This window comes from Streptomyces lavendulae subsp. lavendulae (assembly GCF_002803845.1).
GTDB classification, from domain to species: Bacteria; Actinomycetota; Actinomycetes; order Streptomycetales; family Streptomycetaceae; genus Streptomyces; species Streptomyces lavendulae.
The window spans coordinates 6,666,331-6,678,789 of sequence record NZ_CP024985.1; the positions used below are offsets into that span (position 1 = coordinate 6,666,331).

Consider the following 12,459-nt stretch of genomic DNA (forward strand, 5'->3'; position numbering starts at 1 on the left):
CGCACGGCCCGCCGTAGCCGGTAATGTCGCGGCCCGTGATCGAAAACCTTGTCTGGATCGCGGTGGCGCTCGGCGTCGTCGGGGTCTACCTCAGCTGGACCGCCGGGCGGCTGGACCGGCTGCACACGCGTATGGACGCCGCCCGGGCCGCCCTCGACGCGCAGCTCGTGCGGCGCGCCTCCGTGGTGCTGGAGGTGGCCACCTCCGGGGCGCTGGACCCCGCCTCCTCGCTCGTGCTGTACGAGGCCGCCCACGCGGCCCGGCAGGCCGAGGAGGAGCAGCGGGAGGTCGCCGAGAGCGAGCTCAGCCAGGCGCTGCGCGCGGTGTTCGCCGACGCCGACCAGGTGGAGGTGCTCAAGGCGGCTCCCGGGGGAGAGGCGGCGGCCGAGGAGCTGGCGGCGGCCGTGCGCCGGGTGCCGATGGCGCGGCGGTTCCTCAACGACGCCGTACGGGCCGCCCGCGCGCTGCGCCGCCACCGCAAGGTGCGGTGGTTCAGACTGGCGGGACACGCCCCGTTCCCGCTCGCCTTCGAAATGGACGATGAGCCTCCGGTGGACCTGGCCGACCGCCCCGCATAGGCGCGGACGGGTCCGGCCAGTGCCGCGGGGGACAAGTCGAGGGGCCACCGGCTCCACATTGGCCCTTGCCGTGGACTGGTCCGTGGGGTTTTCTCAGCCCAGTAGTACCCGTCTTCCTTTCGAGTGAGGTCAACCCGTGAGCACGCTTCCCACCTCTTCCCAGTCCGCTGAGTCGGCCGTCGGCACCTCCCGCGTCAAGCGCGGCATGGCCGAGCAGCTCAAGGGCGGCGTGATCATGGACGTGGTCAACGCCGAGCAGGCGAAGATCGCCGAGGACGCCGGCGCCGTGGCCGTCATGGCCCTGGAGCGGGTCCCCGCCGACATCCGCAAGGACGGCGGCGTGGCCCGCATGTCCGACCCGAACATGATCGAAGAGATCATCGGGGCCGTCTCCATCCCGGTCATGGCCAAGTCCCGCATCGGCCACTTCGTCGAGGCCCAGGTGCTGCAGTCCCTCGGCGTCGACTACATCGACGAGTCCGAGGTCCTGACCCCGGCCGACGAGGTCAACCACTCCGACAAGTGGGCCTTCACCACCCCCTTCGTCTGTGGCGCCACCAACCTGGGCGAGGCCCTGCGCCGCATCGCCGAGGGCGCGGCCATGATCCGTTCCAAGGGTGAGGCCGGCACCGGCAACGTCGTCGAGGCCGTCCGCCACCTGCGCCAGATCAAGAACGAGATCGCCCGCCTGCGCGGCTACGACAACAACGAGCTGTTCGCCGCCGCCAAGGAGCTGCGCGCCCCGTACGAGCTCGTCAAGGAAGTTGCCGAGCTCGGCAAGCTCCCGGTCGTGCTGTTCTCCGCCGGTGGCGTCGCCACCCCGGCCGACGCCGCGCTGATGCGCCAGCTCGGTGCCGAGGGCGTCTTCGTCGGCTCCGGCATCTTCAAGTCGGGCGACCCGGCCAAGCGCGCCGCCGCCATCGTGAAGGCCACCACCTTCTACGACGACCCGAAGGTCATCGCGGACGCCTCCCGCAACCTGGGCGAGGCCATGGTCGGCATCAACTGCGACACCCTCCCCGAGGCCGAGCGCTACGCCAACCGCGGCTGGTAGTCCCGACATGACGAACACCCCCGTGATCGGTGTCCTGGCCCTCCAGGGCGACGTACGGGAGCACCTGATCGCCCTGGCCGCGGCGGACGCCGTGGCCAGGCCGGTCCGGCGTCCCGAGGAGCTCGCCGAGGTCGACGCCCTGGTGATCCCCGGCGGCGAGTCGACGACCATGTCGAAGCTCGCCGTGCTGTTCGGCATGCTGGAGCCGCTGCGCGAGCGCGTCCGGGCGGGCATGCCCGTCTACGGCACCTGCGCCGGCATGATCATGCTGGCCGACAAGCTGCTCGACGGCCGTGACGACCAGGAGACGCTCGGCGGCATCGACATGATCGTGCGCCGCAACGCCTTCGGCCGCCAGAACGAGTCCTTCGAAGCGAAGATCGACTTCGCCGGCATAGCCGGCGGCCCCGTCGAGGGCGTCTTCATCCGCGCCCCGTGGGTCGAGTCGGTAGGCGCCACCGCCGAGGTGCTCGCCACGTACGAGGGCCACACGGTCGCCGTGCGCCAGGGTAATGTCCTGGCGACCTCGTTCCACCCCGAACTGACCGGGGACGACCGGGTCCACGCGTACTTCGTCGACATGGTGCGCGCGGGGCTCTGACCGGCTCCCGGTAGGATCGGGGACGAACACTGTTGGTTACGCGAAGGAGACAGGCGGATGTCCGGCCACTCTAAATGGGCTACGACGAAGCACAAGAAGGCCGTGATCGATGCCAAGCGCGGCAAGCTCTTCGCGAAGCTGATCAAGAACATCGAGGTCGCGGCCCGTATGGGCGGTGCCGACATCGACGGCAACCCGACGCTCTACGACGCCGTCCAGAAGGCCAAGAAGAGCTCGGTCCCGAACAAGAACATCGACTCCGCGGTCAAGCGCGGCGGCGGCCTTGAGGCCGGCGGCGCCGACTACGAGACGATCATGTACGAAGGCTACGGCCCGAACGGTGTCGCGGTGCTCATCGAGTGCCTCACCGACAACCGCAACCGCGCCGCCTCCGACGTCCGCGTCGCCATGACCCGCAACGGCGGCTCCATGGCGGACCCGGGCTCGGTCTCGTACCTGTTCAACCGCAAGGGTGTCGTCCTGCTGCCCAAGGGCGAGCTCTCCGAGGACGACGTCCTGGAGACCGTCCTGGAGGCCGGCGCCGAGGAGGTCAACGACCTCGGCGACCAGTTCGAGATCATCAGCGAGGCCACCGACATGGTCGCGGTCCGCACGGCGCTCCAGGAGGCCGGCATCGACTACGACTCGGCCGACTCCAGCTTCGTCCCGACCATGCAGGTCGAACTCGACGAAGAGGGCGCCCGCAAGATCTTCAAGCTGATCGACGCGCTGGAGGACAGCGACGACGTGCAGAACGTCTTCGCCAACTTCGACGTCTCGGACGAGGTCATGGAGAAGGTCGACGCCTGAGTCGGTCGACGGTTGCTGTTTTCGGCGGGCCGGCAGGGACACACCCTGCCGGCCCGCCGCTCTGTCAGTACCACCCGATAGCCTGCGAGGACGGACGGGCCATCGAAGGACGGGGGGGCGCGGTGCGCGTACTGGGTGTGGACCCGGGCCTGACGCGGTGTGGTGTCGGGGTGGTCGAGGGTGTCGCCGGGCGGCCGCTGACCATGCTCGGCGTCGGCGTCGTGCGCACGCCCGCGGACGCCGAGCTGGGGGACCGGCTCGTCGCCGTCGAGCAGGGCATCGAGGAGTGGCTCGACACGTACCGGCCCGAGGTCGTCGCCGTGGAGCGGGTCTTCAGCCAGCACAACGTCAGCACCGTCATGGGCACCGCCCAGGCCAGCGCCGTCGCCATGCTCTGCGCGGCCCGCCGCGGGATACCGGTCGCCCTGCACACCCCCAGCGAGGTCAAGGCCGCCGTCACCGGTACCGGCCGGGCTGACAAGGCGCAGGTCGGGGCCATGGTGACCCGGCTGCTGCGGCTCGCCGCCCCGCCGAAACCGGCCGACGCCGCCGACGCCCTCGCCCTCGCCATCTGCCACATCTGGCGGGCCCCCGCCCAGAACCGACTCCAGCAGGCGGCCGCGCTGCACGCCGCCTCGAAAGGCCGTACCCGATGATCGCCTTCGTCAGCGGCCAGGTCGCCGCACTCGCCCCCACCCTCGCCGTGATCGAGGTCGGCGGGGTCGGCATGGCCGTGCAGTGCACGCCGAACACGATCGCGGGCCTGCGGATCGGTGATCCGGCGAGGCTCGCGACCTCGCTGGTCGTGCGCGAGGACTCGCTGACCCTCTACGGCTTCGCCGACGACGACGAACGCCAGGTCTTCGAGCTCCTCCAGACCGCCAGCGGCGTCGGCCCCCGGCTGGCCCAGGCCATGCTCGGCGTCCACAGCCCCGACGCGCTGCGCCTCGCCGTCTCCACGGGCGACGAGAAGGCCCTGACGGCGGTGCCCGGAATCGGCAAGAAGGGCGCCCAGAAGCTCCTCCTGGAGCTCAAGGACAAGCTCGGCGCCCCGCTCGGGACCAGCGGCCTCGTCGGCGCCCAGCGGGCCGTCGCCGCAGGTCCGGCGCCCTGGACCGAACAGCTCCAGGCCGCGCTGATCGGTCTCGGGTACGCCGCCCGGGACGCGGACGAGGCGGTCTCCGCCGTGACCCCGCAGGCCGAGGAGGCCATCGCCGCCGGCGGCTCCGCGCCCGTGCCGCAGCTGCTGCGCGCCGCCCTGCAGTCCCTCAACCGCGCCCGCTGACCGGACCCCGCCGCACCGCCCGCCGGCCGCCGCTCCGGGCCCCGTGGGGCCACGCACACCGCACCGACCGAGATGACCGAAAAGGCAGACTGACACCGTGAACGGGTACGACGAGACCGACATCCCCGAGCCGGACCGGCTCGTCGCGCCCGGCGCCGACGGCGAGGACACCGCCGTCGAGGCGGCCCTGCGCCCCAAGGACCTCGGTGAGTTCGTCGGCCAGGAGAAGGTCCGCCAGCAGCTCGACCTCGTCCTCAAGGCGGCCAAGCAGCGCGGCGCCACCGCCGACCACGTCCTGCTCTCCGGCGCGCCCGGCCTCGGCAAGACCACCCTCTCCATGATCATCGCCGCCGAGATGGGGGCGCCGATCCGGATCACCTCCGGCCCGGCCATCCAGCACGCCGGCGACCTCGCCGCCATCCTCTCCTCCCTCCAGGAGGGCGAGGTGCTCTTCCTCGACGAGATCCACCGCATGTCCCGGCCCGCCGAGGAGATGCTGTACATGGCCATGGAGGACTTCCGCGTCGACGTGATCGTCGGCAAGGGCCCCGGGGCGACCGCCATCCCGCTGGAGCTGCCGCCCTTCACCCTCGTCGGGGCGACGACCCGGGCCGGCCTGCTGCCCCCGCCGCTGCGGGACCGTTTCGGCTTCACCGGCCACATGGAGTTCTACGCCCCCGAGGAGCTGGAGCGGGTCGTCCACCGCTCCGCCCGCCTCCTCGACGTGGAGATCGACACCGCCGGCGCCGCCGAGATCGCCGGACGCTCCCGCGGCACGCCCCGCATCGCCAACCGCCTCCTGCGCCGCGTCCGCGACTACGCCCAGGTGAGGGCCGACGGGGTGATCACCCGCGAGGTGGCCGGAACCGCCCTCCAGGTCTACGAGGTGGACGCGCGCGGGCTCGACCGGCTGGACCGGGCGGTGCTGGAGGCCCTGCTCAAGCTGTTCGGCGGCGGCCCCGTCGGCCTCTCCACCCTCGCGGTGGCGGTCGGCGAGGAGCGGGAGACCGTCGAGGAAGTGGCCGAACCCTTCCTGGTCCGAGAAGGACTGCTGGCGCGTACCCCGCGCGGGCGGGTCGCCACCCCCGCCGCATGGGCTCACCTGGGGCTTGTCCCCCCGCAGCAGGCCGGCGGCGGACCAAGGGGACAACAGGGCTTGTTCGGGGCCTGACGGCGCGGGCGTTTCCCCGGTCAGGAACTGCGGTGCCATGCTGGGCGTTGTTCCATCGGTGCGGACTCGCCTAGACTCCGCCGATGCCGACCCTTCGGGTCGGCGTGCCCACCCCCGTAGAAAATGGCCGTCTCCCGTGCGGTCGTGCGAAGGATCTCCGTCCCGTGAATCTCGTGACACTCCTCCCGTTCATCGTGCTCATCGGGGCGATGTTCCTGATGACCCGCTCCGCGAAGAAGAAGCAGCAGGCGGCCGCGCAGATGCGCAACGAAATGTCGCCCGGCACCGGCGTCCGCACCATCGGCGGCATGTACGCCACGGTGAAGGAGATCGGTGAGGACACGGTCACCCTTGAGGTGGCCCCCGGCGTCCACGCCATCTACGCGAAGAACGCCATCGGCGCCGTGCTGGAGGACGAGGAGTACAACCGCATCGTCCACGGCACCACCGAGGACCTGACCCTCGACACGCCGGTCGTCCCGGACGACGCCTCCTCGCTGACCGAGGCCGACGCCCCGAAGACGGACCTGTCGAAGGACGGCGACGCGGACGAGGCGCCCAAGCTCGACCTGGGCAAGGGCGACGAGGCCAAGGGCGACGAGCCGAAGGACGGCAAGTCCGACGGCGAGGCCGGCACCAAGTAACGTCCGGCCGGTACCGCGGTGGCGTCCGACCGGCGACGCCGCGGTACCCGCAGTGAACTTCTGCGGGGGGCAGGGGTCCCCACCACACATTTCGTGGCCGTCCGCGCGCTGACCCGGCGCGGGACGGTTGGACAGGGAGAAACGACAAGGTGGCAGCACCGAAGAAGGGCCGGCGGCCCACGGGGGCTCAGGGGAGGCCGGGGCGCGCCCTGGCCATCATCCTGATCGCGATGGTGGCGCTCACCGCGGGGATGTTCCTCACGAAGCAGACGACCCCCCGCCTGGGCATCGACCTCGCGGGCGGTACGAGCATCACGCTCAAGGCCAAGAGCGAGCCCGGCAAGCCGGACGCGGTCAACGAGACCAACATGAACACGGCGGTCGGCATCATCGAGCGCCGCGTCAACGGTCTCGGCGTCTCGGAGGCCGAGGTCCAGACGCAGGGCCGCGACCACATCATCGTGAACATCCCCAAGGGGACCAACGAGCAGCAGGCGCGCGAGCAGGTCGGTACCACCGCCCAGCTCTACTTCCGCCCCGTGCTCGCTTTCGCCGACGGCGCCCCCGTCGCCCCGGAGACCAAGCCGAGCGGGTCCCCGACCCCCTCCGCGAGCGGATCCGGCGCCCCGAAGGCCGAAGGCAGCGGCAAGCCCTCCGCCCCGGCCACCCCGTCGTCCAGCGCCACTTCCCAGGGCCGTGTGCTCAGCGAGGCCCTCAAGGCCCCGGGCACCCCCACTCCCTCGCCCACGGCGAGCGAGTCGAAGAAGGCAGACGACAACAAGGCCGCGACCCCCTCGGCGACCCCGCCGGCGACCCCTGCCCCGAGCACCCCGGCCGTGGACCCCGCCGTCGCGGACCTGCAGGCGAAGTTCGCCGCGCTGGACTGCACCAAGGAGGACCAGCGCGCCGCCGCCGGCAAGGGCGCCAAGCCCGAGGACCCGATGCTCGCCTGTGGCAAGCGCGGCAACCTCTGGGGCAAGTGGGTCCTCGGTCCGGCCCAGGTCAACGGCCAGGACGTGAAGGACGCCAAGGGCGTCATCGACCAGCAGCGTGGCCAGTGGATCGTCACGATGCAGTTCACCGACAAGGGCGCCGACAAGTTCGCCAAGATCACCGGTGAGCTGGCCACCAAGCAGGCTCCGCAGAACCAGTTCGCGATCGTGCTCGACGGCGAGGTCATCTCCGACCCGTCCGTCAGCCAGGCCCTGACCGGCGGCAACGCCGAGATCTCGGGCGGCTTCACCCAGCAGTCCGCGCAGGACCTCGGCAACATGCTGTCGTACGGCGCCCTGCCGCTGTCCTTCCAGGAGGACAGCGTCACCACGGTCACCGCCGCGCTCGGCGGGGAGCAGCTGAAGGCCGGCCTGATCGCCGGTGCCATCGGCCTCGCCCTCGTGGTGATCTACCTGCTGATCTACTACCGCGGGCTGGCCTTCATCGCCATCGTCAGCCTCATGGTCTCCGCCGTCCTCACCTACACGATCATGGCGCTGCTGGGCAAGGGCATCGGCTTCGCCCTGAACCTGCCGGCCGTCTGCGGCGCGATCGTGGCCATCGGCATCACGGCGGACTCGTTCATCGTCTACTTCGAACGCATCCGGGACGAGATCCGCGAGGGCCGCACCCTGCGTCCGGCCGTCGAGCGTGCCTGGCCGCGTGCCCGGCGCACCATCCTGGTCTCCGACTTCGTGTCCTTCCTCGCCGCCGCGGTGCTCTTCATCGTCACCGTCGGCAAGGTCCAGGGCTTCGCCTTCACGCTGGGTCTGACCACCCTGCTCGACGTGGTCGTGGTGTTCCTCTTCACCAAGCCGATCATGACCCTGGTGGCGCGCACGAACTTCTTCTCCAGCGGCCACCCGTGGTCCGGGCTGGACCCCAAGCGCCTGGGCGCCAAGCCGCCGCTGCGCCGGTCCCGCCGCACGGGCCCCGTCCCCGCCCCCGTCGACGCAAAGGAGGCGTGAGAGATGTCGAAGCTGGGAGATCTCGGCGCCAAGCTGTACCGCGGTGAGGTCGGCTACGACTTCGTCGGCAAGCGCTTCGTCTGGTACGGCGTTTCCATCCTGATCACCATCACGGCGATCGTGGCCCTGGCCGTTCAGGGCCTCAACATGGGCATCGAGTTCAAGGGCGGTGCCGTCTTCACCACCCCGAAGACGGCCGTCTCGGTGGCCACGGCGACGGCGGACGCGGAGAAGGCCTCCGGCCACGACGCGATCGTCCAGCAGCTCGGCACCGGCGGTCTGCGCATCCAGATCTCCGGTCTGGACACCGATTCCGCCGCCTCGGTGAAGAAGCAGCTCGCCACCGACCTCAAGGTCACCGAGGCCCAGATCAACGCCGACCTCGTCGGCCCGAGCTGGGGCGAGCAGATCGCCAACAAGGCCTGGACCGGCCTGGCGATCTTCATGGTCCTCGTCGTGATCTACCTCGCCATCGCCTTCGAGTGGCGGATGGCGGTCGCGGCGCTGATCGCGCTGATCCACGACCTCACCATCACCGTCGGCGTCTACGCGCTGGTCGGCTTCGAGGTCACCCCGGGCACCGTGATCGGTCTGCTCACGATCCTCGGTTACTCCCTCTACGACACCGTCGTCGTCTTCGACGGTCTCAAGGAGGGCTCGAAGGACATCACCAAGCAGACCCGCTACACCTTCAGCGAGATCGCCAACCGCAGCATCAACGGCACGCTGGTCCGCTCGATCAACACCACCGTCGTGGCGCTGCTCCCGGTCGGCGCCCTGCTGTTCATCGGCGGCGGCTTCCTGGGCGCCGGCATGCTCAACGACATCTCCCTGTCGCTGTTCGTCGGCCTCGCGGCCGGTGCGTACTCCTCGATCTTCATCGCGACCCCGCTGGTCGTGGACCTGAAGGAGCGCGAGCCCGCGATGAAGGCCCTGAAGAAGCGGGTGCTCGCCAAGCGGGCGGCCGCCGCGGCGAAGGGCGAGAGCCCCGAGGGCGACGAGGGCTCCGGCTCCGAGGACGCCCCGCAGGTCGTCTCCCAGGGTGGCCAGGGGAGGCGTCGCCGGTGACCGCCGAGGCCTGTTCCCCCGAGGTCCGCGAGCTGCTGCTCAGCCGGATCAAGGACGTCCAGGACTACCCGAAGCCGGGCGTGGTGTTCAAGGACATCACCCCGCTGCTCGCCGACCCGAAGGCCTTCGCGGCGCTGACGGACGCGCTGGTGGAGCTGGCCGGCCGGTACGGCGCGACGAAGATCGTCGGGCTGGAGGCGCGGGGCTTCATCCTCGCCGCCCCGGTCGCCGTCCGGGCGGGCATCGGGTTCATCCCCGTACGCAAGGCCGGGAAGCTGCCGGGCGCCACGCTCGCGCAGTCCTACGAGCTGGAGTACGGCACGGCGGAGATCGAGGTCCACGCGGAGGACCTGTCGGCCGGTGACAAGGTCATGGTCATCGACGACGTCCTGGCCACCGGCGGCACCGCCGAGGCCTCGCTGGACCTGATCCGGCGGGCCGGGGCCGAGGTCGCCGGAGTGGCCGTCCTGATGGAGCTGTCGTTCCTGCCGGGGCGCGCCAAGCTCGTCCCCGCGCTCGACGGGGCTCCGCTGGACGCACTGATCCTGGTCTGAGTCCTTCCGTACGCCGAGCGGCGGGTGCCCGGGTCCTCCCGGGCACCCGCCGCTTTCGCGTGCGGCGCCGCGGCGGGGGACCGCGGACCCCGCCCGGGCTGGAAAACGCCTCGGGGCCGCGTCTCGCGGGACGACCACGGAGAACGGGGTGGCGGAACCCTCGCTACCATGGTTTATCCGGACCTGACCGGGGCCCCGGAACCTCCCCCAGACTCCGTCCGGGGGGACCCCCGTGAGGAGCGCTCTTTGCCAGACGAGGTCCAGCCACTCTCCGCCGCGCAGCCCGACCCGCAGTCCGACCCGGCCGCGGCGGCCGCGGCCACGCCCCCGCCGGCCCCGCCGGTGAAGCCCGCTCCGGCCAAGCCCGCTCCGGCCAGGCCGGCCGGGTCCTCCAACCGGGTGCGGGCCCGGCTGGCACGCCTGGGCGTGCAGCGTTCCAACCCGTACAACCCGGTGCTGGAACCCCTCCTGCGCATAGTCCGCAGCAACGACCCGAAGATCGAGACGGCGACGCTGCGCCAGATCGAGCAGGCCTACCAGGTGGCCGAGCGCTGGCACCGCGGTCAGAAGCGCAAGAGCGGCGACCCGTACATCACCCACCCGCTCGCGGTGACCACGATCCTCGCCGAGCTCGGGATGGACCCCGCCACCCTGATGGCGGGCCTGCTGCACGACACCGTCGAGGACACCGAGTACGGCCTCGAACAGCTTCGCCGGGACTTCGGCGACGCCGTGGCCCTGCTCGTCGACGGAGTCACCAAGCTCGACCGGGTCAAGTTCGGCGAGGCCGCGCAGGCCGAGACCGTGCGCAAGATGGTCGTCGCCATGGCCAAGGACCCCCGGGTCCTGGTGATCAAGCTCGCCGACCGCCTGCACAACATGCGCACCATGCGCTACCTCAAGCGGGAGAAGCAGGAGAAGAAGGCCCGCGAGACGCTGGAGATCTACGCTCCGCTGGCGCACCGCCTGGGCATGAACACCATCAAGTGGGAGCTGGAGGACCTCGCCTTCGCGATCCTCTACCCCAAGATGTACGACGAGATCGTGCGCCTGGTGGCCGAGCGCGCCCCCAAGCGCGACGAGTACCTGGCCGTCGTCACCGACGAGGTGATGGTCGACCTCAGAGCCGCCCGGATCAAGGCCACGGTCACCGGCCGCCCCAAGCACTACTACAGCGTCTACCAGAAGATGATCGTCCGCGGCCGTGACTTCGCGGAGATCTACGACCTGGTGGGCATCCGCGTCCTCGTGGACACCGTCCGGGACTGCTACGCGGCCCTCGGCACGGTGCACGCGCGCTGGAACCCGGTCCCCGGCCGGTTCAAGGACTACATCGCGATGCCCAAGTTCAACATGTACCAGTCGCTGCACACGACGGTCATCGGACCCAGCGGCAAGCCCGTCGAACTGCAGATCCGCACCTTCGACATGCACCGCCGCGCCGAGTACGGCATCGCCGCGCACTGGAAGTACAAGCAGCAGACCGTCGCCGGAGCCTCCAAGGTCCGCACCGACGTCCCGCAGGCCGCCAAGGGCAGCGCCGGCCAGGACACCGTCAACGACATGGCCTGGCTGCGGCAGTTGCTCGACTGGCAGAAGGAGACGGAGGACCCGGGCGAGTTCCTGGACTCGCTGCGCTTCGACCTCTCCCGCAACGAGGTCTTCGTCTTCACCCCCAAGGGCGACGTCATCGCGCTGCCCGCGGGCGCCACCTCCGTGGACTTCGCCTACGCGGTCCACACCGAGGTCGGCCACCGCACGATAGGGGCGCGGGTCAACGGGCGGCTGGTGCCGCTCGAATCGACCCTCGACAACGGGGACCTGGTGGAGGTCTTCACCTCCAAGGCCGAGGGCGCGGGTCCGTCCCGCGACTGGCTCGGCTTCGTCAAGTCCCCCCGTGCCCGCAACAAGATCCGCGGCTGGTTCTCCAAGGAGCGCCGCGACGAGGCCATCGAGCACGGCAAGGACGCCATCGCGCGGGCGATGCGCAAGCAGAACCTGCCGATCCAGCGGATCCTGACCGGCGACTCCCTCGTCACCCTCGCGCACGAGATGCGCTACCCCGACATCTCCTCGCTCTACGCGGCGATCGGCGAGGGCCACGTGGCCGCGCAGGGCGTCGTGCAGAAGCTGGTGCAGGCCCTCGGCGGCGAGGAGGCCGCCAACGAGGACATCGAGGAGAGCATCCCGCCGGCGCGCGGCCGGGCCAAGCGCCGCGGCAGCGCCGACCCGGGCGTGGTGGTCAAGGGCGTCGACGACGTCTGGGTCAAGCTGGCCCGCTGCTGCACCCCGGTGCCCGGCGACCCGATCATCGGCTTCGTGACGCGCGGCAGTGGCGTATCGGTTCACCGCGCCGACTGCGTGAACGTGGACTCCCTCTCCCAGCAGCCCGAGCGGATGCTGGAGGTCGAGTGGGCGCCCACCCAGTCCTCCGTCTTCCTCGTCGCCATCCAGGTGGAGGCGCTGGACCGGTCCCGGCTGCTGTCGGACGTCACCCGGGTCCTGTCGGACCAGCACGTGAACATCCTCTCGGCGGCCGTGCAGACCTCCCGGGACCGGGTGGCCACCTCGCGGTTCACCTTCGAGATGGGCGACCCGAAGCACCTGGGCCACGTCCTGAAGGCCGTACGGGGCGTCGAGGGCGTCTACGACGTCTACCGCGTCACCTCCGCCCGCAGGCCCTGAGCGGCGGCCGCAGGGCCGTACACATGACGGTGGGCGCCACCCCCTCGG

The 12,459-nt window shown here is 70.9% G+C and carries 12 protein-coding genes; all 12 read left to right on the top strand.

The genetic code is table 11. From position 1 onward, the window contains the following. Window positions 1-23 precede the first annotated feature (23 nt). The 12 genes from SLAV_RS29815 (at window position 24) to SLAV_RS29870 (ending at window position 12,411) form a co-directional block, all read left to right on the top strand. Window positions 24-578: a membrane protein gene (locus SLAV_RS29815; RefSeq protein ID WP_030233887.1), complete on the top strand. Its 555-nt coding sequence runs from the start codon at window positions 24-26 to the stop codon at window positions 576-578. Between the two features lie 136 nt (window positions 579-714). Then, window positions 715-1,632 carry a pyridoxal 5'-phosphate synthase lyase subunit PdxS gene (gene pdxS, locus SLAV_RS29820; protein ID WP_030233888.1) on the top strand — a complete coding sequence of 306 codons (918 nt, stop codon included), beginning with the start codon at window positions 715-717 and terminating at the stop codon, window positions 1,630-1,632. A 7-nt stretch (window positions 1,633-1,639) separates the two neighbouring features. Then, on the top strand, window positions 1,640-2,233 hold the full coding sequence (gene pdxT, locus SLAV_RS29825; protein ID WP_030233892.1) for a pyridoxal 5'-phosphate synthase glutaminase subunit PdxT: 594 nt from the start codon (window positions 1,640-1,642) through the stop codon (window positions 2,231-2,233). A gap of 57 nt (window positions 2,234-2,290) precedes the next feature. Continuing rightward, window positions 2,291-3,043: a YebC/PmpR family DNA-binding transcriptional regulator gene (locus SLAV_RS29830; protein ID WP_030233895.1), complete on the top strand. Its 753-nt coding sequence runs from the start codon at window positions 2,291-2,293 to the stop codon at window positions 3,041-3,043. Between the two features lie 122 nt (window positions 3,044-3,165). Next, complete coding sequence (gene ruvC, locus SLAV_RS29835; RefSeq protein WP_030233897.1) at window positions 3,166-3,699, top strand: crossover junction endodeoxyribonuclease RuvC; 534 nt, start codon at window positions 3,166-3,168, stop codon at window positions 3,697-3,699. Next, window positions 3,696-4,328 carry a Holliday junction branch migration protein RuvA gene (gene ruvA / locus SLAV_RS29840; RefSeq protein ID WP_030233900.1) on the top strand — a complete coding sequence of 211 codons (633 nt, stop codon included), beginning with the start codon at window positions 3,696-3,698 and terminating at the stop codon, window positions 4,326-4,328. Before ruvC ends, ruvA begins: the two co-directional genes overlap by 4 nt. 97 nt (window positions 4,329-4,425) lie before the next feature. Beyond that, the gene (gene ruvB / locus SLAV_RS29845; protein WP_030233903.1) at window positions 4,426-5,499 is read left to right on the top strand and encodes a Holliday junction branch migration DNA helicase RuvB; all 1,074 of its coding nucleotides are present in this window, start codon (window positions 4,426-4,428) and stop codon (window positions 5,497-5,499) included. Window positions 5,500-5,663: 164 nt separating this feature from the next. Then, window positions 5,664-6,143 (top strand): preprotein translocase subunit YajC, encoded by a 480-nt coding sequence (gene yajC / locus SLAV_RS29850; protein ID WP_030233907.1) that lies wholly within the window; start codon window positions 5,664-5,666, stop codon window positions 6,141-6,143. A gap of 149 nt (window positions 6,144-6,292) precedes the next feature. Continuing rightward, window positions 6,293-8,104: a protein translocase subunit SecD gene (gene secD, locus SLAV_RS29855; RefSeq protein ID WP_030233908.1), complete on the top strand. Its 1,812-nt coding sequence runs from the start codon at window positions 6,293-6,295 to the stop codon at window positions 8,102-8,104. Window positions 8,105-8,107: 3 nt separating this feature from the next. Then, a complete protein-coding gene (gene secF / locus SLAV_RS29860) occupies window positions 8,108-9,172 on the top strand; it encodes a protein translocase subunit SecF (RefSeq protein ID WP_030233911.1) in 1,065 nt (354 codons plus the stop codon). Continuing rightward, entirely contained in the window at window positions 9,169-9,726 is a 558-nt protein-coding gene (locus SLAV_RS29865; protein ID WP_030233913.1) for an adenine phosphoribosyltransferase, read from the top strand. Before secF ends, SLAV_RS29865 begins: the two co-directional genes overlap by 4 nt. Before the next feature lie 246 nt (window positions 9,727-9,972). Beyond that, window positions 9,973-12,411 carry a RelA/SpoT family protein gene (locus SLAV_RS29870; protein WP_030233916.1) on the top strand — a complete coding sequence of 813 codons (2,439 nt, stop codon included), beginning with the start codon at window positions 9,973-9,975 and terminating at the stop codon, window positions 12,409-12,411. The last annotated feature ends 48 nt before the right edge of the window (window positions 12,412-12,459 follow it).

What these genes read in the sequence shown, in the direction of transcription:
- SLAV_RS29815 (WP_030233887.1), top strand. Translation starts at nt 24, where the DNA reads ATGTCGCGGCCCGTGATCGAAAACCTTGTCTGGATCGCGGTGGCGCTC.
- pdxT (WP_030233892.1), top strand. Translation starts at nt 1,640, where the DNA reads ATGACGAACACCCCCGTGATCGGTGTCCTGGCCCTCCAGGGCGACGTA.
- SLAV_RS29830 (WP_030233895.1), top strand. Translation starts at nt 2,291, where the DNA reads ATGTCCGGCCACTCTAAATGGGCTACGACGAAGCACAAGAAGGCCGTG.
- ruvA (WP_030233900.1), top strand. Translation starts at nt 3,696, where the DNA reads ATGATCGCCTTCGTCAGCGGCCAGGTCGCCGCACTCGCCCCCACCCTC.
- secF (WP_030233911.1), top strand. Translation starts at nt 8,108, where the DNA reads ATGTCGAAGCTGGGAGATCTCGGCGCCAAGCTGTACCGCGGTGAGGTC.